General features: G+C 66.1%; 22 protein-coding genes. 11 read left to right on the top strand and 11 right to left on the bottom strand.

Annotated elements, in window-relative coordinates:
* Positions 1–8 precede the first annotated feature (8 nt).
* Both modA and GD429_RS03325 read right to left on the bottom strand, forming a co-directional pair.
* Positions 9–806 (bottom strand): molybdate ABC transporter substrate-binding protein, encoded by a 798-nt coding sequence (gene modA / locus GD429_RS03330; protein ID WP_152855656.1) that lies wholly within the window; start codon positions 804–806, stop codon positions 9–11.
* Positions 807–942: 136 nt separating this feature from the next.
* Positions 943–1,641 (bottom strand): phosphatase PAP2 family protein, encoded by a 699-nt coding sequence (locus GD429_RS03325; protein WP_152855655.1) that lies wholly within the window; start codon positions 1,639–1,641, stop codon positions 943–945.
* Positions 1,642–1,899: 258 nt separating this feature from the next.
* Here GD429_RS03325 and GD429_RS03320 point away from each other — a divergent pair, with 258 nt between their 5' ends.
* On the top strand, positions 1,900–3,009 hold the full coding sequence (locus GD429_RS03320) for a PHB depolymerase family esterase (protein WP_152855654.1): 1,110 nt from the start codon (positions 1,900–1,902) through the stop codon (positions 3,007–3,009).
* An 81-nt stretch (positions 3,010–3,090) separates the two neighbouring features.
* Positions 3,091–3,267, top strand: a complete 177-nt coding sequence (locus GD429_RS03315) for a DUF3563 family protein (protein ID WP_152855653.1) — start codon at positions 3,091–3,093, stop codon at positions 3,265–3,267.
* A gap of 108 nt (positions 3,268–3,375) precedes the next feature.
* Here GD429_RS03315 and GD429_RS03310 read toward each other — a convergent pair whose 3' ends face one another.
* The 5 genes from GD429_RS03310 to GD429_RS03290 form a co-directional block, all read right to left on the bottom strand.
* Positions 3,376–3,795: an organic hydroperoxide resistance protein gene (locus GD429_RS03310; protein ID WP_152855652.1), complete on the bottom strand. Its 420-nt coding sequence runs from the start codon at positions 3,793–3,795 to the stop codon at positions 3,376–3,378.
* A 156-nt stretch (positions 3,796–3,951) separates the two neighbouring features.
* Positions 3,952–4,404 carry a MarR family winged helix-turn-helix transcriptional regulator gene (locus tag GD429_RS03305; RefSeq protein WP_152855651.1) on the bottom strand — a complete coding sequence of 151 codons (453 nt, stop codon included), beginning with the start codon at positions 4,402–4,404 and terminating at the stop codon, positions 3,952–3,954.
* A gap of 217 nt (positions 4,405–4,621) precedes the next feature.
* Positions 4,622–5,431, bottom strand: a complete 810-nt coding sequence (locus GD429_RS03300) for a BPSS1780 family membrane protein (RefSeq protein ID WP_152855650.1) — start codon at positions 5,429–5,431, stop codon at positions 4,622–4,624.
* On the bottom strand, positions 5,422–6,420 hold the full coding sequence (locus tag GD429_RS03295) for a homoserine kinase (protein ID WP_152855649.1): 999 nt from the start codon (positions 6,418–6,420) through the stop codon (positions 5,422–5,424). The genes GD429_RS03300 and GD429_RS03295 overlap by 10 nt, the downstream gene beginning before the upstream one ends.
* Before the next feature lie 101 nt (positions 6,421–6,521).
* Positions 6,522–6,917 (bottom strand): hypothetical protein, encoded by a 396-nt coding sequence (locus GD429_RS03290; protein ID WP_152855648.1) that lies wholly within the window; start codon positions 6,915–6,917, stop codon positions 6,522–6,524.
* 129 nt (positions 6,918–7,046) lie between these two features.
* Here GD429_RS03290 and GD429_RS03285 point away from each other — a divergent pair, with 129 nt between their 5' ends.
* Positions 7,047–8,573 carry an AMP nucleosidase gene (locus GD429_RS03285; RefSeq protein ID WP_152855647.1) on the top strand — a complete coding sequence of 509 codons (1,527 nt, stop codon included), beginning with the start codon at positions 7,047–7,049 and terminating at the stop codon, positions 8,571–8,573.
* Between the two features lie 549 nt (positions 8,574–9,122).
* Entirely contained in the window at positions 9,123–9,224 is a 102-nt protein-coding gene (locus tag GD429_RS41975; RefSeq protein WP_415748923.1) for a hypothetical protein, read from the top strand.
* 122 nt (positions 9,225–9,346) lie between these two features.
* Here the strand turns inward: GD429_RS41975 and GD429_RS03280 are convergent, their stop codons facing one another.
* On the bottom strand, positions 9,347–9,637 hold the full coding sequence (locus GD429_RS03280) for a hypothetical protein (RefSeq protein WP_105393500.1): 291 nt from the start codon (positions 9,635–9,637) through the stop codon (positions 9,347–9,349).
* Between the two features lie 391 nt (positions 9,638–10,028).
* Positions 10,029–10,787 (bottom strand): TIGR00730 family Rossman fold protein, encoded by a 759-nt coding sequence (locus tag GD429_RS03275; RefSeq protein ID WP_152855646.1) that lies wholly within the window; start codon positions 10,785–10,787, stop codon positions 10,029–10,031.
* A gap of 1 nt (position 10,788) precedes the next feature.
* On the opposite strand from GD429_RS03275, the gene polA reads away from it, so the two are divergent.
* From polA to GD429_RS03255, 3 genes are all read left to right on the top strand, one after another.
* A complete protein-coding gene (gene polA / locus GD429_RS03270; protein ID WP_152855645.1) occupies positions 10,789–13,542 on the top strand; it encodes a DNA polymerase I in 2,754 nt (917 codons plus the stop codon).
* A gap of 279 nt (positions 13,543–13,821) precedes the next feature.
* Positions 13,822–15,156: an NAD(P)/FAD-dependent oxidoreductase gene (locus GD429_RS03265; RefSeq protein WP_152855644.1), complete on the top strand. Its 1,335-nt coding sequence runs from the start codon at positions 13,822–13,824 to the stop codon at positions 15,154–15,156.
* A 422-nt stretch (positions 15,157–15,578) separates the two neighbouring features.
* On the top strand, positions 15,579–16,454 hold the full coding sequence (locus GD429_RS03255; protein ID WP_152855642.1) for a dienelactone hydrolase family protein: 876 nt from the start codon (positions 15,579–15,581) through the stop codon (positions 16,452–16,454).
* 53 nt (positions 16,455–16,507) lie between these two features.
* Here the strand turns inward: GD429_RS03255 and GD429_RS03250 are convergent, their stop codons facing one another.
* The gene (locus GD429_RS03250; RefSeq protein ID WP_152855641.1) at positions 16,508–17,377 is read right to left on the bottom strand and encodes a sulfurtransferase; all 870 of its coding nucleotides are present in this window, start codon (positions 17,375–17,377) and stop codon (positions 16,508–16,510) included.
* 117 nt (positions 17,378–17,494) lie between these two features.
* Entirely contained in the window at positions 17,495–18,601 is a 1,107-nt protein-coding gene (locus tag GD429_RS03245) for an aromatic ring-hydroxylating oxygenase subunit alpha (RefSeq protein ID WP_152855640.1), read from the bottom strand.
* A gap of 270 nt (positions 18,602–18,871) precedes the next feature.
* Here GD429_RS03245 and GD429_RS03240 point away from each other — a divergent pair, with 270 nt between their 5' ends.
* The 4 genes from GD429_RS03240 to folE2 all read left to right on the top strand — a co-directional run bounded on the left by GD429_RS03240 (position 18,872) and on the right by folE2 (position 22,996).
* Complete coding sequence (locus GD429_RS03240; protein ID WP_006479428.1) at positions 18,872–19,165, top strand: exodeoxyribonuclease VII small subunit; 294 nt, start codon at positions 18,872–18,874, stop codon at positions 19,163–19,165.
* The gene (locus GD429_RS03235; RefSeq protein WP_152855639.1) at positions 19,162–20,046 is read left to right on the top strand and encodes a polyprenyl synthetase family protein; all 885 of its coding nucleotides are present in this window, start codon (positions 19,162–19,164) and stop codon (positions 20,044–20,046) included. Before GD429_RS03240 ends, GD429_RS03235 begins: the two co-directional genes overlap by 4 nt.
* 81 nt (positions 20,047–20,127) lie before the next feature.
* A complete protein-coding gene (gene dxs / locus GD429_RS03230; RefSeq protein ID WP_152855638.1) occupies positions 20,128–22,032 on the top strand; it encodes a 1-deoxy-D-xylulose-5-phosphate synthase in 1,905 nt (634 codons plus the stop codon).
* Between the two features lie 154 nt (positions 22,033–22,186).
* The gene (folE2, locus tag GD429_RS03225) at positions 22,187–22,996 is read left to right on the top strand and encodes a GTP cyclohydrolase FolE2 (protein ID WP_152855637.1); all 810 of its coding nucleotides are present in this window, start codon (positions 22,187–22,189) and stop codon (positions 22,994–22,996) included.
* Positions 22,997–23,071 lie beyond the last annotated feature (75 nt).

Below are 23,071 nucleotides of genomic sequence, written 5' to 3'. Positions count from 1 at the left end.
CGATACGCTCACTTGCCCGCGGGCTTGAAGCCGAACGTCGACAGCACGGCCTGGCCCTGCGGCGACGCGACGAAGTCGATGAACGACTGCGCCTGCGCGGCGTGGCGGCTGTCCTTGACCACGGCGATCGGATAGGTGATGGCCGTCTTGGTCGGCACCGTCAGCGCGATCTTCACGCGGCCGGGCATGATTGCGGCGTCGGTGCCGAACACGAAGCCCGCGTCGACCTCGCCGCGCGCGACGTAGTCGAGGCTCTGGCGCACGTTGGCGGCCAGCACGCCCTTCGCGCTGACGGCATCCCACACGCCGGCCGCGCGCAGCGCGCCTTCGGTGTAGCGGCCGACCGGTACCGATGCCGGGTCGCCGTACGCGATGCGCTTCACGCCGGGCGCCGTCAGGTCGTTCAGCGACGTCGGCGCGGCCGCGCGGCTGTCCGCCGGCACGATCAGCACGAGCGAGTTCGCCGCGAAATCGCGGCGCGTGCCGGGCACGATCACCTTTTCGTCAGCCGCCCGATCCATCGCCTTCTGGTCGGCCGACGCGAACACGTCGGCCGGCGCGCCCTTGGCGATCTGCTGCATCAGCACGTCCGACGCGCCGAAGTTGAACAGCACCTTGGTGTCCGGATGCTGCTTCTGGTACGCGTCGCCGACCGCCTTGAACGCGTTCGTCAGGCTGGCGGCGGCCGACACGACCAGTTCGTCGGCGCAAGCGGGCGCGCTGAACGCCACACCGGCGGCGGCAAGCGCGGCGATCGGCAGCAGGCGGAGCAGGGTGCGGCGAAGCGGACGGACGGTTGAGCGCATGGTGGATTCGCGTGAATGGGTGGAAACCGTAATCGTAATATAGGGCGGGTTATAACGCTCGACATACCGCTCATGCGACGGTGCGCATGAAATGGTCAGGCCTGAAGAATGGTGGGCGTGACGGCCGGGCCGCCCGTCACGCGTGCAGCGTGTGCGTCGGCGATTCGGTGCGCTGCAGCGACGACGGCTGCGACGCGGGGCGATAGTTCGGGTTGGCCTTCCAGCGCGCGCGGACGAACGGGCGCTCGTGGCCCGACAGCTCCAGCGCAACCTTGGTGACCCAGCGATGCGACGGCACCGTGATGCCATGCAGCGCGACGGTGACGAGCACGAGGCTCGCGACGACCGCGGGCACCGACCAGCGGTGCGGCACCGCGCGCCACGAGCCGGCGATGAACGCGAGCGCGGCGATCGCGCCGACGATGCAGCCGGTGATCGATTCGGACGGCGAATGCGCGTCGAGCGCGACGCGCGACACGCCGACCGCGACACCGGCCGCGAGCCCGAGCGCGATGCCGGCGATCCGCACCGGCGTGCGCGTGCGGATCAGCATCAGGAAAATCGCGACCGGATAGACCGACGTCGACAGCATCGCGTGGCCGCTGAAGCCCGTGAAATCCCACGCACGGATGCCGATGCCCCAGCCGAGGAACGCGATCTTCGTCAGCGCGACCACGCCGATCGCGGCCGCGAGCACGCCGAGCCACGCGACCGCGCGCTGTCGCGAGTAGCCGAGCGCGAGCCAGACGGCGATCGTGATCGCGAGCGGCAAGGTCAGGCCGGCGCCGCCGAACGCGGTGATCATGATCCACAGGCTAGATGACAGGTCGAACATCGGGAAGGGACGAACGGAGGCGGGGAGGATGCTTAAATCAACGCGCGAGCCGGGAAGAACGACTACAACGGATACAAGCGGCGAAACTCCAGTATAGCGCCGCGTGTGCACGAGCCCCGTTTTTTGCGCCGTCGGGAACTAACCACGTGCAGGAAAAATCCCAGAAACAATGTTATGGTGCATTGCACAAAGTCGAACGATGCATCCGTTGCGGTGCCCTCATGGCACCCCTATTTTTCCTGACAGCGAGCCCGATCGATGACCAAAAGTCTGACCAAGGTGTGGCTGGGCGGCATGAAACGCGTGCTGTCTCCGGTCGCCAAGCGTGCTGCGCGCGATGCACAGCGCATTACCCGCGACGCACTCGAGGCTGCCGCCTCTCCCGCCGTATCCGATCTGTCCCCGCCGCGCGAATCGCGCGTGCGCCCGCGCGCTGCGGCGTGGGCGGCGGGCGAGTGGACGCGCGGCGAGCATCCGATGGCGCCCGCGCTCGGGCGTCTCGTCCAGAATCTCGCGTACGGCCTGTACGTGCCGCCCGGCCGCCGGCGCGGCGCGATGCCGCTCGTCGTGATGCTGCACGGCTGCCAGCAGTCCGTCGATGAATTCGTGCAGGGTACGCGGATGAACCTGCTGGCCGACAAGCACGGTTTTGCGGTGCTGTATCCGGAGCAGTCGCTGCGCGCACATGCGCACGGCTGCTGGCACTGGTATGAAGATACCGACCGCGCGGGCCGCGGCGAGGCGAACGCGGTTGCGTCGCTGGTCGATGCGCTCGTCGACGAACGCGGTTTCGACGCGTCGCGCGTCTATGTCGCGGGGCTGTCGGCCGGCGCGGGTCTCGCGTCGCTTCTTGCGCTGCACCATCCCGACCGCTTCGCGGCGGTGGCGCTGCACTCGGGCCCCGCGCTCGGCGAGGCGAACTCCGGCATTACCGCGATGGACGTGATGCGGCGCGGCGTGCGGCAGAACCCGGCCGCGGCTGTCGATGCGCTGGTCGATGCCGCTGCGTATCCGGGCATGCCCGCGCTGATCGTCCAGGGCGGCGGCGACCATGTCGTCGCGCCGAAGAACGCCGACCAGCTGACGGTGCAGTTCATGCGACTGAACGGGCTCGCCGACAGCCGCGGCGCGCTGCGCGGCGGCGAACGCGTCGAGACGCGCGACGCGGGCGCACAGATCACCGATGTCTGCCGCGACGGCGAACCGGTCGTGCGGCTGTGCCATGTGAAAGGGCTCGATCACGCGTGGGCCGGCGGCGACGAAGCCGTGCCGTTTCATGCGGCCGTCGGCCCCGATGCGAGCGCGATGATCTGGGCCTTTTTCGAAGCACGCCGTCGCACTGTGGCGACCGAACGACGCATCGTTTGATCAATGCTGGCCAAAGCCTAGGGTTTTCCCTATAATTCGGGAAAACCCTAGTCAAAGAACCTTTGGATTGCGAGATCGAACATGTACCTGCTGAGCCACCTCTTCCTGATGCTGACCAAGAACGCTGAAACGGCCCGTAAAGAGCGAGCCGAGGCGTACCTGTCCGAAGCAACCGACATCCACGATCTCGAATTCCGTATGCGCAAGATCGATCGCGAAGCGTCGATGAACCGCCCGTATTCGTTCGGCGCGCGCTAAGCAGCGCAAGGCGGGCCAGCCGGCCCGCCGTTCCGGCGAGTCACGCAAAAGGGCGCGTGCGGCTTGATGCCGCACGCGCCCTTTTTGCATTCGTCGTCCTGCGTCGCGTCAGACGACCGTCAGGCGCACCGGCACGTTGTTGCGCGTTGCGTTCGAATACGGGCACACGTGGTGTGCCTTTTCGACCAGCGCCTGCGCGTCGGCCTTGTCGAGCCCAGGCAGCGACACGCGCAGCTCGATGTCGAGCCCGAAGCCGCCTGCGTCGTTCGGGCCGATGCCCACTTCCGCCGTGACCTGCGTATCGGCCGGCAGCACCTGCTTGTTCTGGCCGGCGACGAATTTCATCGCGCTCAGGAAGCACGCCGAGTAACCTGCGGCAAACAGCTGTTCCGGATTCGTGCCTTCCGCGCCTGTGCCGCCGAGTTCGCGCGGCGCGGCCAGCTTCACTTCCAGCTTGTTGTCGGCGGAGACCGCGCGGCCGTCGCGGCCGCCCGTGCTCGTGGCGCTCGTCTTGTACAGAATGTTCATCGTGCAGCTCCTGTCGGGAAAAGGGGAGAAAAGCGGCCCGGTCGAATGGAATGTCGCCGGCCACGGATAAAATATAGAACACTAATCATTAGTGTGCAAATGAAATTTTGAAGAAAAACCCGGCAGTGCCGGGTCGGTCGGCCGACGCTCGGTTCGTCAGCGTTCGTTGGCGGCCGACAGCGCATCGCGCAACTGCTGGAGATCGGCGCGCAGCCTGATCAGGAACTCGGGTGTTTGTTGCATCGCGCAGAAGAGATCGGCGGGCACCGAGCGCGCGCGGTCCTTCAGCGCCCGGCCTTCCGGCGTCACGCGCACGTTCACGACGCGTTCGTCGGCCGCGCTGCGCACGCGCTCGACGTAGCCGAGCGCTTCCAGCCGCTTGAGCAGCGGCGTGACCGTGGCCGGGTCGAGGTCGAGCCGCGCGGCGATGTCCTTCACCGCGATATCGTCGCGCTCCCACAGCACGAGCATCGCGAGATATTGGGGATAGGTCAGCGACAGCTTGTCGAGCAGCGGCTTGTACGCCTTCGTCATCGCGTGCGAAGTCGAGTAGAGCGCGAAGCACAGTTGCTCGTCGAGCGTCTGGGGCAGCGGGGGTGGGCGGTCCATGATTCGGGAGGCGCGGCGCACGCGCTAACAATTTGTACGCAAATTATTTTGCGCGCAAAAGATACGGTTGAACAGGGGGCGCCTGGCTAGGGGCGCTCAGCCAAGGGCGGCGGGTGATGGATACCGGGAAAGGGGGTGCGATGGGACCGGGCGCCGGATGCAGTCCGGCGCGGGACACAGCGTGACGGCCGGCGACGCGCGCCGGCCGGGGGAGGCTTCAGCGGCCCGACGTGGTCGTCGTCGCGTCCGGCTCCTGCACGCCGAAGCAGCCGCGATAGGTCGCGTAGAACGAGCAGTACAGCATCGTGACGATGATGATCGTCACCGGCATCATGATCGTCAGCGCATAACCACCGGCGCCGAGCGCCTGCAGCAGCAGCGACAGCGCGAGCGACGTGCCGAGCGCGACGCCGAACCACAGCATGCCGTACACGACGAACGCGCCGCGATTGCGCCAGCAGCTGACGATGCTGAAGAACAGCGCCTTGGCGGGCGGGACGTCATGCCATGCGACGAGCACCGGCGCGAACCAGAACAGCATCGAGATCGGCAGATACAGCAGCGTCGCGAACATCAGCGCGCCGAACGTGCCTTGCGCGGCGAGCGTTTCCGGCGTCGTGCTCGCTTCGTCGGCCGCGCCCATCATCACGTGGAACAGCGCGCCGCCGTCCACGAACGACGAAGCGGCGAACACGAGCACCATCGACGCGACGTAGATCACGCCGAGCACGAGCAGCCGCTGGGTCGCGACGGTGCCGTACGAGCGGAAGCCGTCGATCAGGATCGTCGGCATCACCGGCTTGCCGGCCACCGTGTCGCGGCACGCGGCCATGAAGCCGACCGCGATGCCGGGAATGAACACCAGCGGCAGCGCCGAGCCGATCACGGGCACCATCGACACCAGCGTGATCGCCAGCAGGTACGTGAAGAACAGCGTGATGAACGCGAGCGGGTTCCGGCGGAACAACCAGACGCCTTGACGGAACCAGACATAGCCCGTTTTTGCGGGCACTTCGATCAGTTGCATGCGGTTTGGATCTCGGGAAGCGCGGGCGTATGCGCGATACGCTCGCGCAGGATGCGTTCGAAATGACCGGGGTCGTGCGGCTTGAGCATCTCGGCCGCGCGCGGCAGGTAGAAGTCGTACAGGCGCGACACCCAGAAACGGTACGCGCCCGCGCGCAGCATGTCGCTCCAGTGGCGGCGCTCCTCGGCCGTGAACGGCCGCACGGTCTGGTACGCGCGCAGCAGCGCATCGGCGCGGGCGACGTCGAGCACGCCGGTCGCGAGGTCAACGCACCAGTCGTTGACGGTCACCGCGACGTCGAACAGCCACTTGTCGCAGCCGGCGAAATAGAAGTCGAAGAAGCCGCCGAGCCGCACGTCGTGGCCGGTGCCCGGCGCCGCGTGCGCGAACAGAACGTTGTCGCGGAACAGGTCGCAATGGCACGGCCCGGCCGGCAGCGCCGCGTAATCGTCCGACGCGAAGAAGGCCGCCTGGTGCGCGAGCTCGCCTTCGAGCAGCGTGCGTTGTGCGTCCGTGATGAACGGCACGATCGCCGGCACGTTCTCCTGCCACCACGGCAGGCTGCGCAGGTTCGGCTGGTTGCGCGGATAGTCGCGCCCCGCGAGGTGCAGGCGCGCAAGCATTTGCCCGACCTCGATGCAGTGTTCGACCCCCGGCGCGAGTTCGGCCGCGCCGTCGAGCTTCGTGACGATCGCGGCCGGCTTGCCGTGCAGCTCGCCGAACAGCGCGCCGTCGTCGCGCGGAACCGGATCCGGCACCGGCACGCCGTGGCCGGCCAGGTGCCGCATCAGGTCGAGGTAGAACGGCAGTTGTTGCGCGGTCAGCTTTTCGAAGATCGTGAGGACGTATTCGCCGCGCGTCGTCGTCAGGAAGAAATTGCTGTTTTCGATACCGGACGGAATGCCGCGAAACGCAAGCACGTCGCCCAGTTCGTAGTGGCGCATCCATTGCGCGAGATCGGAGTCGGAAACAGCAGTGAAAACGGCCATGCGGGATGCGTCAGGTCAGGGTGTCGGCACGCGGGCGGCATGCGTCGCGACAGCAGGTGAAGGGAGGCGGCGCGCCGCGATCGATGCGGCGCGCGACGGAATCAGTAGCGCAGGTTCAGCGACGGCAGGCGCGTGATCGGGATACCCGCGTCGTGCGGCTTCGGCGACGTGTCGGGCGTCGAGCTCATCTGGTAGCGCGTGCCGAAGTTCGACTTCACGTCGATCTCGACCGGCTTGCCGCGGTCGCGGTACTCGGTGACCTCGGTGCCGTTCTTGCTCTTTTCATGGAAGCTCGGCGTGCGTCGAATGTCGGCGAAGTCGACTTTCGACGTGACTTCGGCGCCAGGCCGGTTGATCTTGCGGAGATCGGGCAGGCCGGCGGCTTCGTTGGCCTCGGCCCGGGCCTGCGCGTCGGCGTCAGGCGTGGCGCCGGCGGCGTAAGCGACGCTGGCGGCGGCAAACGCGGTGGCAGCGGCGACGAGAATGAGCGGCTTCATGATGAGTCTCCAGTGAACCCATCGATTTTAGCAAATACTGCGGGCCATCCGGCCCTGGCGTGCGTATGGGCGGCCATGAGGATGACCGGGTTCCGTGGTAATGTCGTTCGATCAGACGAGGTGATACAAATGAAGAACGACCTGAGCCGCCGGCACCGTGTGCTGACGCCCGAAAGCCCGCCGGTCGAGGCTTTCGACGATCCGATCGCCGCCGTCGGGCGGCTGTCCGCCATTTACGACACGAATACGGGCTTCCTGCGCGACGCATTCGCGCGCTATCGCCGCCACGAACCGATTACCGAGCACGTGCGCGCGTGCTACCCGTTCGTGCGGATCCGCACCGACGTCAACACGCACGTGGATTCGCGCCGCTCGTACGGTTTCGTCGCCGGCCCCGGCGTGTTCGAGACGACGGTCACGCGCCCCGATCTCTTCGCGAACTACTATCGCGAGCAACTGCGCCTGCTGTCGAAGAACCACCATGTCAAGATCGAGATCGGCGTGTCGTCGCAGCCGATTCCGGTCCATTTCGCGTTTCCGGAAGGCATCCATCTCGAGGGCGAGCTCGACCGCGACCGCCTGCTCGCGATGCGCGACATCTTCGACACGCCCGACCTGTCGTATCTCGACGACCGCATCGTCAACGGCACGTTCGAGCCGGCGCCGGGCGAGCCGCATCCGCTTGCGCTGTTCACGGCCGCGCGCGTCGACTTCTCGCTGCACCGGCTGCGTCACTACACGGCGACGTCGCCCACGCATTTCCAGAACTACGTGCTCTACACGAACTACCAGTTCTACATCGACGAATTCGTGAAGCTCGGCCGCACGGTGATGACGGAGAGCGACGATCCCGAGGTGCGTGCGTACCGCAGCCAGTACAGCTCGTTCGTCGAGCCGGGCGATGTCGTCACGTATAACGCGAACCTCGGCAGCGAGCCGGCCGAGGGCGCCGCGCCGCCGCGCCTGCCGCAGATGCCCGCGTATCACCTGAAGCGTGCGGACGGCAGCGGGATCACGATGGTCAACATCGGCGTCGGCCCGTCGAACGCGAAGACGATCACCGATCACATCGCGGTGCTGCGTCCGCACGCATGGGTGATGCTCGGTCACTGCGCGGGGTTGCGCAACACGCAGCGTCTCGGCGACTACGTGCTCGCGCACGGTTACGTGCGCGAGGATCACGTGCTCGACGCCGACCTGCCGCTGTGGGTGCCGATCCCGGCGCTCGCCGAAGTGCAGCTCGCGCTCGAGCGCGGGGTGGCGGACGTCACGCGGCTCGAGGGCGTCGAACTGAAGCGCGTGATGCGCACGGGCACGGTCGCGAGCGTCGACAACCGCAACTGGGAGCTGCGCGACCATCGCGAGCCCGTGCAGCGGCTGTCACAGAGCCGTGCGATCGCGCTCGACATGGAAAGCGCGACGATCGCCGCGAACGGCTTCCGCTTCCGCGTGCCGTACGGTACGCTGCTGTGCGTATCGGACAAGCCGCTGCACGGCGAGCTGAAGCTGCCGGGCATGGCCGACACGTTCTATCGCGGGCAGGTCGACCAGCATCTGCAGATCGGCGTGAAGGCGATGGAGATCCTGCGCACGAACGGGCTCGACAAGCTGCATAGCCGCAAGCTGCGGAGCTTTGCGGAAGTGGCGTTTCAGTAAGGCGCACGGCCTGCGGGGATGTCGATGCCCCGCCGGGCTTCACGGCGGCTGACGCGCGCACGCTGTCCGGCCCGCGCGCCTGCGCCACCTGCCTGACCGCGTTGACGCTCGCCGCGACCGCATCGCGGCCTTCATACCAGGGCAGGGCGCAATCTGCTGTCGATCGCTGACCGCATCGTCCCGGCGCCGCGCGAGCCAGCCGGTAGCCCGCGGCCGAGCGGCGACCACGGCGTATAAGCGATCCCTTCGCCGATGCACGGTGACAGCACGCCGCGTTAGTCGTCGCGGCACAGCCGATGGCGACATCGGCACGTCGTCGGGCGCACCGACCCGCTGCCCGGACAGTACCGTTTTCGCTATCTGGCGATTTTACGTTTGGTAGTTCTTATCATTAAGAATGGGCTCTCCTGCGTGGCGTTGTCCGACGCTTGCACCAAGGAACGACGAACAGTCGAACCCGATTGATTCCCATCAGATCGATGAGTGAACCTATCTTATAAAAATCAAAATCCTGCTGGCTTCCGTGATGCTCACTTCATCCCTGTGGCCATGGCCAAATGCGCGGTGATCGGGCCGTCCAAGAACCCTTGTGGGCTGGTCGCGGTAATCGGTCCTACCAAGTGCCAGTGCTCTTTGCCAGGCAGGCGATGACACAGGCGCACCCCCCCCGGTGGCGGCCTCATTTCCCCGGAGCGGTTCGCCATAAACGACAAGGCCGCCCGACGCCGAAGCGCGCGGACGGCCTTGCGTGTCGAGCGGCCGTGCGGCGTTGCTCAGCACTCACCCTTCTTCGCGTGTCCCGGCGGGCAGTGGTAGCCGCGACGATCGTCGTAACCATGATGACGTTCCCACTCGCGGCGTTCCCAGTAACGGCGGCCGTCCCAGTAGCGGTCGCCATGCCAGCCGATGATGACCGCGGGCGCCGGAGCGACCACGACGGGCGCGGGCGCGACGATGACCGGCGCTGGCGTGCCGATGTTGACGTCGACGTTGACGGCATGAGCGAGGCCGGACAGCGAAAGGCCCAGGCCGGCGAAGGCGAGGGCGATCAGCGAGCGTTGCATGTTCTTTTCCGTGAGGTCGTTATGAATAGGCCGGCGCGACGCGATGGAAGCGAGGGGGGATCGTTCCACCGGGGGAACGCCGCGCCGACACAATGCAGTGTGCTGGCATGCGACTGAAAAGGCGAGGCGTGTTTGTTACCGCGGGTTGGCGGCTCGCAGGCGCGGGACGCGGGCATTGGGCCGCACATTTGACAATGGGGGGCCGCGGGTGCGGTCGACCACGCTGGATCGCACGGCGCCGGCCGCGCGAATTTGACATTCGGCGGCGCGCGGCCGCGAAGCGGAATTAACAGCGCGTTACAAAGTAGCGCGCGGCAGGCGGCCCGATCGCCATGCCTGCCGCGCGGGAAGCAGTGCGCCGGCCGTCGGGCCGACTGTCGCCGCGGATGGGTTACAGGTAGAACATCCGGTCTTCTTCGGGCCGCGGCGGCTGCCCTTCCGAGCCTTCGCCTTCTTCCTCGCCGCTGTCCTCATAGAACGCGAGCACTGCGTCGAGCACCTGGTCGGGATCGTCGATCACCTGCATCAGATCCATGTCTTCCGGATTGATGAGGCCCATCGGAATCAGCTGGTCGCGGAACCACTGCAGCAGCCCCTGCCAGAACGCGCTGCCGACGAGAATGATCGGCACGAGGCGCGATTTTTTCGTCTGGATCAGCGTGAGTACTTCGGACAGCTCGTCGAGCGTGCCGAAACCGCCCGGCATCACGATCACCGCATCCGAATTCTTCACGAACGTGACCTTGCGCGTGAAGAAGTGGCGGAAGCGCAGCGAGATGTCCTGGTAGTGGTTGCCGGCCTGCTCGTGCGGCAGCTCGATGTTCAGGCCGACCGACGGCGCCTTGCCGGCGTGCGCGCCCTTGTTCGCGGCTTCCATGATGCCGGGGCCGCCGCCGGAGATCACGGCGAAGCCGGCATCGGACAGCTTGCGCGCGATTTGCGCGGCGAGCTTGTAGTGCGGCGTGTCGGGTTTGAGGCGGGCAGAACCGTAGATGCTGACAGCCGGGCGGATCTCCGACAGGTACTCGGTCGCCTCGATAAACTCTGCCATAATCGTGAACATCTGCCACGATGCGCGCGCCTTCTTGGCCGTCGCGCGCTCTTGATCTGCGAGCGAACGCAGACTCGGAATCACTTTTCTCTTGTTCATAATGCCTGAAGAACGAAATCTGGAAGGTAAGACCCTGCTATTGGTTGACGGTTCGAGCTATCTGTATCGGGCTTACCATGCGATGCCTGATTTGCGTGGCCCTGGCGGGGAGCCGACCGGAGCGCTCTACGGAATCATCAACATGCTGCGCCGTATGCGCAAGGAAGTCAGTGCAGAGTATAGCGCTTGCGTGTTCGATGCAAAGGGCAAGACGTTCCGCGACGACCTTTATGCCGACTATAAGGCAAACCGCCCGTCGATGCCGCCCGACCTCGCATTGCAGGTCGAACCGATCCACGGCGCGGTGCGCGCGCTCGGCTGGCCGCTGCTGATGGTCGAAGGCGTCGAGGCCGACGACGTGATCGGCACGCTCGCGCGCGAAGCCGAACGGCACGGGATGAACGTGATCGTGTCGACGGGCGACAAGGATCTCGCGCAGCTCGTGACCGACCACGTCACGCTCGTCAACACGATGACCAACGAGACGCTCGACCGCGACGGCGTGATCGCGAAGTTCGGCGTGCCGCCCGAGCGGATCATCGACTACCTGGCATTGATCGGCGACACCGTCGACAACGTGCCGGGTGTCGAGAAGTGCGGGCCGAAGACGGCCGTGAAATGGCTGTCGCAATACGACAGCCTCGACGGCGTCATCGCGCACGCGGGCGACATCAAGGGCGTGGTCGGCGACAACCTGCGCCGCGCGCTCGACTTCCTGCCGCTCGGCCGCACGCTCGTGACGGTCGACACGGCCTGCGATCTCGCGCCGCATCTCGAATCGATCGAAGCGTCGCTGAAGACCGACGGCGAGGCGCGCGATCTGCTGCGCGACATCTTCGCGCGCTACGGCTTCAAGACGTGGCTGCGCGAAGTCGACAGCGCACCGGCGGAAGGCGGCGATGCCGATGCGCCGGACGGCGAGCCTGCACCGGTGGTGGCGGCCGACATCGTTCGCGAATACGACACGATCCAGACCTGGGAGCAATTCGACGCGTGGTTCGCGAAGATCGACGCGGCCGCGCTGACCGCGTTCGACACCGAGACGACCGCGCTCGACCCGATGCTCGCGCGGCTCGTCGGTCTGTCGTTCTCGGTCGAGCCGGGCAAGGCCGCGTACCTGCCGGTCGCGCACCGTGGCCCCGACATGCCCGAGCAGCTTCCGTTCGACGAAGTGCTCGCACGCCTGAAGCCGTGGCTCGAATCGGCCGATCGCAAGAAAGTCGGCCAGCACCTGAAGTACGACGCGCAGGTGCTCGCGAACTACGACATCGCGCTGAACGGCATCGAGCACGACACGCTGCTCGAATCGTACGTGGTCGAATCGCACCGCACGCACGACATGGACAGCCTCGCGCTGCGTCATCTGGGCGTCAAGACGATCAAGTACGAAGACGTGGCAGGCAAGGGCGCGAAGCAGATCGGCTTCGACGAAGTGGCGCTCGCGCAGGCCGCCGAATATGCGGCCGAGGATGCCGACATCACGCTGCAACTGCATCACGTGCTGTATCCGCAGGTCGCGCGCGAACCGGGCCTCGAGCGCGTGTATCGCGAGATCGAGTTGCCTGTATCGCTCGTGCTGCGCAAGATGGAGCGCACGGGCGTGCTGATCGACGACGCGCTCCTGCTCGCGCAGAGCACCGAAATCGCGACGCGTCTGATCGAACTCGAAGCGCAGGCATACGAACTGGCGGGCGGCGAATTCAATCTCGGCTCGCCGAAGCAGATCGGGCAGATCTTCTTCGAGAAACTGCAGTTGCCGGTCGTGAAGAAGACGCCGAGCGGCGCACCGTCGACCGACGAAGAAGTGCTGCAGAAGCTCGCCGAGGATTACCCGCTGCCGAAGCTGCTGCTCGAGCATCGCGGGCTGTCGAAGCTGAAGTCGACCTATACCGACAAGCTGCCGCGCATGGTGAACCCCGCAACGGGCCGCGTGCACACGAACTATGCGCAGGCCGTCGCGGTGACGGGCCGTCTCGCGTCGAACGATCCGAATCTTCAGAACATTCCGGTGCGCACGGCCGAAGGCCGGCGGATCCGCGAGGCGTTCATCGCATCGCCGGGCCACCGGATCGTGTCGGCCGACTATTCGCAGATCGAACTGCGGATCATGGCGCACATCTCGGGCGACGCGTCGCTGCTGCGCGCGTTCTCGCAGGGCGAGGACATCCACCGCGCGACGGCCGCCGAGGTGTTCGGCGTGACGCCGCTGGAGGTCAATTCCGACCAGCGCCGGATCGCGAAGGTGATCAACTTCGGGCTCATCTACGGGATGAGCGCGTTCGGGCTCGCGTCGAACCTCGGCATCACGCGTGACGCGGCAAAGCTCTATATCGACCGTTATTTCGCCCGCTATCCGGGTGTCGCGCGGTACATGGAAGACACGCGCGCGATCGCGAAGGAGAAGGGTTACGTCGAAACCGTTTTCGGTCGCCGCCTGTGGCTGCCGGAAATCAACGGCGGCAACGGCCCGCGCCGCCAGGCGGCCGAGCGCGCGGCAATCAATGCGCCGATGCAGGGCACCGCGGCCGACCTGATCAAGCTGTCGATGATCGCGGTGGACGACTGGCTCACGCGCGACAAGCTTGCATCGCGGATGATCATGCAGGTGCACGATGAACTGGTGCTCGAGGTGCCCGACGAAGAACTGTCGCTCGTGCGCGAGAAACTGCCGGAAATGATGTGCGGCGTCGCGAAGCTGAAGGTGCCGCTCGTCGCCGAAGTGGGCGCTGGAGCGAACTGGGAAGAGGCACACTGACGCACCGCTGCGCGGTTCCCGATTCCTGCGGCATATTGTTGCAGGGATGCTGAATATCGAGATGGTTTGCTTGTGGTCAACGCGCAAGCTCCCGGACAATGCATGTCAGTCATGTCATTGACGCGGAGCGGCGCGCCCCGCGTTCCGGGGGCGGCGAATCGAAGTGCTTCGAACTGCACATCGATGTTGTCCGAACCGGTTAATCCACCGGGTGGCGCGAATGCATCGCGTTCGCTTCGTCCGGCGGCAGCAGTTTCGAATCGCAAAGGGGGGAATCGGATGCATCGGATCATCATCGTAGGCGGAGGCGCGGGCGGCCTGGAACTGGCGACGCGGCTCGGCGACCGTTACGGCGCGCGCGGCAATCGTCCCGCGCGTGCGCTCGTCACGCTCGTCGACCGCAATCCGACGCACATCTGGAAACCGCTGCTGCACGAGGTCGCGGCGGGCAGCATGGACCCGTTCACGCAGGAGCTCGAATACGCGGCGCAGGCGCGCTGGCACGGCTTCGAGTTCCAGCAGGGCGGGCTGACCGGGCTCGACCGGGCGGCGAAGCGCATCACGCTGTCGCCCATCAACGACAGCGATGGCGAGGAACTGCTGCCGGAGCGCGAGCTGGAATATGACACGCTCGTGATCGCGATCGGCAGCACGACCCACTTCTTCGGCGTGCAGGGCGCGCCGGAAAACGCGATCGCGCTCGATACCGTCGGCGAGGCCGAACGCTTCCGCAAGCGGCTGATCGCCGCGTGCATGCGTGCCGAGCACCAGGCGCCGGCGCCGACCGCGCCGGGCGATACGGCCGAACCGCGCATCCAGGTCGTGATCGTCGGCGGCGGCGCGACGGGCGTCGAGTTGTCCGCGGAACTGCGCAACACTGCGCAGGTGCTGTCCGTGTACGGGCTGCACAAGCTCGACCCGCGCCACGACGTCGGCATCGTGCTGATCGAATCGGGGCCGCGGATTCTGCCGGCGCTGCAGGAGCGCGTGTCGACGGCGACGGCCGAGCTGCTCGAAAAACTCGGCGTGCGGCTGATGCTCGGCGAGCGCGTGACCGAGGTCGCGCCGGGGCTCGTGCATACCGCGAGCGGCAAGGCGGTGCGCGCGGATCTGACGGTCTGGGCGGCCGGCATCAAGGCGCCGTCCGTGCTGTCGCATCTCGACGGCCTGCAGGTCAACAAGCTCGGCCAGCTCGACGTGCGCCGCACGCTGCAGACCTTCACCGACGACAACGTGTTCGCGCTCGGCGATTGCGCGGCGTGCGTGTGGCCCGGCAACGAGCGCAACGTGCCGCCGCGCGCGCAGGCCGCGCACCAGCAGGCGAGTTTCCTGCTGAAGGCGATCGGCTGCCGTCTCGAAGAGCGGCCGCTGCCCGAGTTCACGTATCGCGATTTCGGTTCGCTCGTGTCGCTCGGCCATTTCAGCGCGGTCGGCAACCTGATGGGCGGGCTGATCGGCGGCAACATGCTGATCGAAGGGCTGTTTGCGCGCTTCATGTACATGTCGCTGTACCGGCTGCACATCGCGGCGCTGCACGGCTATCCGCGGATGATCCTCGACACGGTTGCACACTGGCTGCGGCGCACGACGTTGCCGCGCGTCAAGCTGCACTGACCGCGCGTTCGCGCGGGGAGCGGGCGGGGAGTGCGTGCGTCGTGCGTGCTCTCCGCCCGTTGTTCTTGCAGGCGGCGAGGCGGCTGCGCGTGTTCTTGCCGGGCGATATCGGCCACGCTTGTTTCTTTTCAATCCGCAGTCATCCGGCCGCGCAACGGCGATCGATATACGCAGGCCGCGCCGCGATACGGCGGGGCGTCAGCGGGCTTCGAGGCCACGACCGAAGCGGTCGAATCGATGAGTCGTAATCGAGTCTTACACATCAGACAGTTGACGCGACAACGGATTATTGGGCATCTTGTCCGGGTTTCCGTTTGCGGCGGGGTGCCAACTGCCGCGACATCCGCGCCGTGCGCCGGCGCGATGCCCCGTCATGCCACACCCACGATCGTGACGGCGGCGCCCTATCGAGGAGTGCATTCATGTTGAAACCCGAAGTCGACAGCCTAGTTCCCCACGTCCCGTTCTCGCGCCGCAAGTTCATGCAGGCCGCGCTGGGCGGCACCTTCGCGGCGGCCGTGCTGCCCGTGTCGGCGCAGACGGTCACGACCGACAGCGCCGGGCTGGACGTCGACACCGTCGAGATCCGCTCCGGCGACGCGAGCGTGCCGGCCTATCGCGCGCAGCCGGCCGGCAAGACGAACCTGCCGGTCATCGTCGTGATCCACGAGATCTTCGGCGTGCATGCGCATATCGCCGACGTCTGCCGCCGCTTCGCGAAGCTCGGCTATCTCGCGATCGCGCCCGACCTGTTCGCGCGGCAGGGCAACGCGTCGAAGTATCCGACGATGAAGGATCTTTACGATCACATCATCAGCAAGGTGCCGGACCGGCAGGTCACCGAGGATCTCGATGCGACGGTCGCGTGGGCCGGCAAGAACGGCGGCGACCCGGCGCGTCTCGGCGTGACGGGGTTCTGCTGGGGCGGCCGCCAGGCGTGGCTGTATGCCGAGCACAATCCGCACGTGCGTGCGGCCGTTGCGTGGTACGGGTTCGTCGAGGGCAAGACCGACGAGATGACGCCGTTCAATCCGGTCGATCATGCAGCGTTGCTGAAGGTGCCCGTGCTCGGTCTGTACGGCGAGAAGGATACGAACATCACGCAGGCCTCGCTCGCGGACATTCGCAAGGCGATCCAGACGAGCGATTCGAAGCTCGCGCGCGAATCGGAGATCGTCGTGTATCCGGATGCCGGCCACGCGTTCTTCGCCGACTACCGGCCGAGCTATGTAAAGGGTGATGCAGAAGACAGCTGGAAGCGCGCAGTTGCGTGGCTCCACAAGTACGGTGTGATGTAAACGGAACGCGGCGGCCGAATGGCCGCCGCTTCGCTTCGCCGCCGCGCGCCGGATTACGGGTTGGGGCCGGTCGCGATCGGCCGCGACGGATCGGCGCTCCACTCGCTCCACGAGCCCGGATACAGCGATGCGCCGTGCAGTCCTGCGATCTCCAGCGCAAGCGCGTTGTGGCAGGCGGTGACGCCGGAGCCGCACTGCAGGATCACGAGATTCGGTTCGGTGCCCGCCAGAAGCGTGGAGAACGTCTCGCGCAATTCATGGCCGGTCTTGAAGCGGCCGTCGGCGGTCAGGTTGTCCTTGAAGAACCGGTTGCGCGCGCCGGGGATGTGGCCGCCCACCGGATCGATCGTTTCGTTTTCGCCGCGATAGCGGTCCGGTGCGCGAGCATCGATCACGACGCGCGAGCGCGACGTCACGTTCGCGAGCACGGCTGCCGCATCGACCGTCGATTCGAGCGGCGCTGCCGCGCGGAAATCGCCGGCGGCCGGTTGCGGTACGTCGGCCGTCAGCGGCTGGCCGGCCGCTTCCCACGCCTGCAGGCCGCCGTCGAGCACGGCCACCGAATCGTGGCCGAGCCAGCGCAGCAGCCACCACAGGCGTGCCGCGTAGGCGCCGCCTTGCGCATCGTATGCGATGACCTGCTGGCCTTGCTTGAGTCCGCGGCTCGCGAGCAGCGTGGCGAGCGCGTCGCGGGTCGGCAGTGGATGGCGGCCGTTGGTACCTGTCTTGCGTCCCGACAGGTCGCGATCGAGATGAAGATACTGCGCGCCGGGGATGTGACCGGCTGCATAGGCGGCTTCGCCCGCGCCGGGATCGACGAGATCGAAGCGGCAGTCGAACAGCACGACGCTGCCGGGCGCCGCGGCCAGGCGCTCGGCGAGATTGGCGGCGGAGATGAGCGTGGTGTAATGAGTGTGTGGCATGACAGCTCCCTGGAGTGCGAATGGCCTGACACTCCAAGTCTAAACAAAAAAAGACGGGCCGAAGCCCGTCTTTTCGTCTGCCGGATGCCGTGCGGCGTCAAAGCGCCGCACCGGCCGTCAGATGTCGCCGAGGTGGCGGCGCAGGAACTCGTGGAAGTGCTGCATGCCGTCTTCCATCGGGCTCTGGTACGGGCCGACCTGCGACTCGCCGCGTGCCATCAGTGCACGGCGGCCTGCGTCCATTCGCATCGCGATCTCGTCGTCCTCGACGGCCGTTTCCATATACGCGGCGCGCTCGGCCTCGACGAATTCGCGTTCGAACAGCGCGATTTCCTCGGGGTAATAGAACTCGACGATGTTGGTCGTCTTCTGCGGGCCGCGCGGGATCAGCCACGACACGACGAGCACGTGCGGATACCACTCGATCATCAGGCCGGGGTAGTAGACCATCCAGATCGCGCCGAACTCCGGCGGCACGCCGTTGCGGAACTTCAGCACCTGCTCGTGCCATTTCTGGTAAGTCGCGCTGCCCGGTTTCGCGAGTGCGTTGTGCACGCCGACCGTCTGCACGCTGTACCAGTCGCCGAATTCCCATTTGAGGTCGTCGCACGACACGAAGCTGCCGAGGCCCGGGTGGAACGGGACGACATGGTAATCCTCGAGGTAGACCTCGATGAACGTCTTCCAGTTGTAATCGCACTCGTGCACTTCGACGTGATCGAAGTGGTACTCGGAGAAGTCGAAGTGATGCTTCGTGCCGAGATTGGCGAGGTCGCGCGCGACATTCCGGCCTTCGGCCTCGAACAGCAGCCCCTGCCAGTTTTGCAGCGGGCTCTTGCCGAGGTTCAGGCACGGCTTCTCGGGGAAGTGCGGCGCGCCGAGCAGCTCGCCTTCCAGGTCGTACGTCCAGCGGTGCAGCGGGCACACGATGTTCTGCGTGTGGCCGCGCCCGTTGAGCATGATCGCCTGACGATGGCGGCAGACGTTCGACAGCAGTTCGATCTGGTTCGTCTGGTTGCGGACCAGCACGCGGCCTTCCTTCTCGGACGGCAGCGCAAAATAATCCCCCGCCTCGGGCACCATCAACTCGTGCCCGACGTAACGAGGTCCTTTCTTGAAGAGGGTTTCGATCTCGCGCTCGAGCAGCGCCTCATCGAAATATGCAGTGACTGGAAGCTGGCTGTGAGCCGACTTCAACTGAAGCGCATCGCTCAGATTGGACATTCCCACTCCCGGTGTTAGCGTGAAAGCAGTGAACAACCCAACCATCGAAAAATCGATTTAGGGAAACGCGGAATTATACCCGGTTCGCCTCGCAAGGCCAGGATTAAGTGCCTGATTTGTGTCAATTTTTTGTCGGGCGACAATCGGCAGGTGCACACTGTGTGTCGGAGATGGGGCCGGAATATGTGTCCGGGGGCCAAGTCGGCAGATCGGAGAATTCTCTTTTGCCGTAGAATGTCCGACTTGTTTTGAAATTTGACACCCTCGTCCATGGCGAAAACCGCATCCCCAGGCGCCACGCCGCCCGGCAATGGCACCGAACCGTTGCCGGACAATTATGAGATGGCGCTCGCGGAACTCGAGACGCTGGTTGCCCGGATGGAAGGCGGCGCGTTGAGCCTCGAGGATTCACTGGCGGCGTATCGCCGCGGTGCGACCCTCGTTGCATTTTGCCAACAGCAGCTCGAGAAAGTGGAGCAGCAGGTTCGCGTGCTCGACGGCGCGACGCTGAAGCCGCTTTCGTCCGGAACGGCCGCCACGGACGGCGAAGACGACGATCTATGACATTCGAACAATGGATGCGGTCCGTGCTTGACCGTGTCGAGGACGCACTCGGTCACTATCTGCCCGCTGAAACCGCGATGCCCGCGCAACTCCACGAGGCGATGCGCTACGCGGTCCTCGGCGGCGGCAAGCGCGTTCGCCCGCTGCTGTGCCATGCAGCAGGCGAGCTGACCGGCGCGACGGAAGCGGCGCGCAATGCGGCGGCGGCGGCGCTGGAGATGATCCACGTCTACTCGCTCGTGCACGACGACATGCCGTGCATGGACGACGACGCGCTGCGACGCGGCAAGCCGACGGTGCACGTGCAGTACGACGAGCCGACGGCGCTGCTCGTCGGCGATGCGCTGCAATCGCAGGCGTTTGTCGCGCTGACCGATGCCGACGCGCTGTCGCCGGTGCAGCAGGCCGCGCTCGTGCGCGAGCTTGCGCTTGCGAGCGGCTCGCTCGGCATGGCCGGCGGGCAGGCGATCGACCTGGCGAGCGTCGGCCTCAAGCTGACGCGCGAGCAGCTCGAGACGATGCACCGGATGAAGACTGGCGCGCTGTTGCGCGCGGCCGTGCGGATGGGCGCACTGGCCGGCGAGACGCCGTCGGCGGAAACGATGGCCGCGCTCGACGTCTATGCGGGGGCCGTGGGCCTGGCTTTCCAGGTCGTCGACGATATTCTCGACGTCACGACCGATTCGGCGACGCTCGGCAAGACGGCCGGCAAGGACGCGGCGAACGACAAGCCGACCTACGTTTCGATCCTCGGCCTCGAGGCGTCGCGCGAGCTCGCAGCGCAACTGCGCACCGAAGCGCACGACGCGCTGAAACCGTTCGGCGCACGCGCACAGCGTCTCGCCGAACTTGCCGACCTGGTTGTGAACCGGGTCAGCTGACGCGAAAGCCCGCCGCCGCGCACATGCTACGGTGCGTGCAATAGAATGCGGGCGCGTTTGATTTCCTACAATGGAACGACGATGTACGACTTGCTGAAAACCATCGACGACCCGGCGGATCTGCGCCGCCTCGATCGTCGCCAACTGCAACCGCTCGCGGATGAACTGCGCGCGTTCGTGCTCGACAGCGTATCGAAGACGGGCGGCCATTTGTCGTCCAACCTCGGGACGGTCGAGTTGACGATCGCGTTGCACTACGTGTTCAACACGCCGAACGATCGCATCGTCTGGGACGTGGGCCACCAGACCTACCCGCACAAGATCCTCACGGGCCGCCGCGACCAGATGCATTCGCTGCGCCAGTACGACGGCATCTCGGGCTTCCCGCGCCGCAGCGAATCCGAATACGACACGTTCGGCACCGCGCACTCGAGCACGTCGATCTCGGCCGCGCTCGGCATGGCGATCGGCAGCCAGCTGAACGGTGACGACCGCTTCTCGATCGCCGTGATCGGCGACGGCGCGATGACGGCCGGCATGGCGTTCGAGGCGATGAACAACGCGGGCGTGTCGGAAGATGCGAAGCTGCTCGTGATCCTGAACGACAACGACATGTCGATCTCGCCGCCGGTCGGCGCGCTGAATCGCCATCTCGCTCGCCTGATGTCGGGCCGCTTCTACGCGGCTGCGCGCGCGGGCGTCGAGCGCGTGCTGAGCGTTGCGCCGCCGGTGCTCGAACTCGCGCGCAAGCTCGAGGAGCACGCGAAGGGCATGGTCGTGCCGGCCACGCTGTTCGAGGAGTTCGGCTTCAACTACATCGGCCCGATCGACGGTCACGATCTCGATTCGCTGATCCCGACGCTGCAGAACATCCGCGAACTGCGCGGCCCGCAGTTCCTGCACGTGGTGACGAAGAAAGGCCAGGGCTACAAGCTCGCCGAAGCCGATCCCGTGCTCTATCACGGCCCCGGCAAGTTCAACCCGGCCGAAGGCATCAAACCGTCGACCACGCCCGCGAAGAAGACGTACACGCAGGTGTTCGGCGAGTGGCTGTGCGATGAAGCCGAGCGCGATACGCGCGTCGTCGGCATCACGCCCGCGATGCGCGAAGGCTCGGGCATGGTCGAGTTCGAGAAGCGCTTCAAGGATCGCTACTACGACGTCGGCATCGCCGAGCAGCACGCGGTGACGTTCGCGGGTGGTCTCGCGACCGAAGGGCTCAAGCCGGTCGTCGCGATCTACTCGACGTTCCTGCAGCGTGCCTACGATCAACTGATCCACGACGTCGCGCTGCAGAACCTGCCGGTCGTGTTCGCGATCGACCGCGCGGGCCTCGTCGGCGCGGACGGCGCGACGCACGCGGGTGCATACGATCTCGCGTTCATGCGCTGCATCCCGAACATGACGGTCATGGCCGCATCCGACGAGAACGAATGCCGCCAGATGCTGCACACCGCGCTGCAGCAGCCGAACCCGACCGCGGTGCGCTATCCGCGCGGCGCGGGCACGGGTGTGCCGACGGTGAAGGAATTCACCGAGATTCCGCTCGGCAAGGGTGAAGTGCGTCGCCACACGGCTCAGCCGGAAGGCAAGCGCGTCGCGATCCTCGCGTTCGGCACGATGGTCGCACCGTCGCTCGCCGCGGCCGAGGAGCTCGATGCGACCGTCGCGAACATGCGCTTCGTGAAGCCGGTCGACGCGGCGCTCGTGCGCGAACTCGCCGAGACGCACGACTACCTCGTCACGATCGAGGAAGGCTGCGTGATGGGCGGCGCGGGCTCGGCCTGCGTGGAAGCCCTGATGGAGAGTGGGGTTATCCGACCCGTACTACAATTGGGCCTCCCTGACCAGTTCGTCGACCACGGCGACCACGCAAAGCTGTTGTCGCTATGCGGCCTCGACGGCGCGGGCATCGCGAAATCGATTCGCGAACGCTTCCTGAACCCGGCGGCCGATGTCGCCGGTCAGGCGAAGCGCGTCGCATAAGCTGGCGCCGCCCGCGGGCGGCGCTGGTGCGACTGGCGCAACCGGTCTTCATTGATGCGGAAAACATGGGCCTGCGGGCCCATGTTGCTTTTCCGGCTGCCGCGTGACGCGGCGTGCGCGTCGTCGAACGCGCGGCTTACAAGGATTGAACAAGATGAACCAGATGAATCCCGCCTTCGTGATGCCCGACGTGCAGAGCACGGTGGATACCCGTCAGATCCCGATTCAGCGCGTGGGCGTGAAGGCGGTCCGGCATCCGTTGACGGTGCGTACCGAAAGCGGCGACGTGCAGCCGACCGTCGGTGTCTGGAACCTCGACGTGCGCCTGCCGGCCGACCAGAAGGGCACGCACATGTCGCGCTTCGTCGCGCTGCTCGAAGAGAACCGCGCGCCGCTGACGGTCGAGCGCTTCCGCGCGATGCTCGCGTCGATGCTGGAGAAGCTCGAGGCCGAGGCCGGCCGCATCGAGGTCACGTTCCCGTACTTCGTGAACAAGACGGCGCCGGTGTCCGGCGTGCAGAGCCTGCTCGACTATGAAGTGACGCTCGCGGGCGAAAGCCGCAATGGCGACGCGCGCCTGTTCCTGAAGGTGCTCGTGCCGGTGACGAGCCTGTGCCCGTGCTCGAAGAAGATCTCGCAGTACGGCGCTCACAACCAGCGCTCGCACGTGACGATCGATGCCGAGCTCGCGGCCGACCTGCCGGTCGAGGCGCTGATCCGCATCGCGGAGGAAGAGGCGTCGTGCGAACTGTGGGGCCTGCTGAAGCGCCCGGACGAGAAGTTCGTCACCGAGCGCGCGTACGAGAATCCGAAGTTCGTCGAGGATCTCGTGCGCGATGTCGCACAGCGTCTCGATGCGGACGAGCGCGTGGCCGCGTACGTGCTCGAAGCCGAGAACTTCGAGTCGATCCACAATCACAGCGCGTATGCGCTGATCGAACGCGACAAGCGGCAGGCTGCATAACGCTGCGTCGTTTTGTCGCGCCGATGAAAAAGGCCGCTCGTTTGAGCGGCCTTTTTACGTCTGCACGGTGCGTGC

The sequence above is a fragment of the Burkholderia sp. BE17 genome (genome assembly GCF_009362305.1).
In the GTDB taxonomy this organism is placed as follows: Bacteria; Pseudomonadota; Gammaproteobacteria; order Burkholderiales; family Burkholderiaceae; genus Burkholderia; species Burkholderia pyrrocinia_C.
The sequence above is the reverse complement of the archived record's forward strand: the minus strand, read 5'-3'. Positions and strand labels throughout refer to the sequence as shown.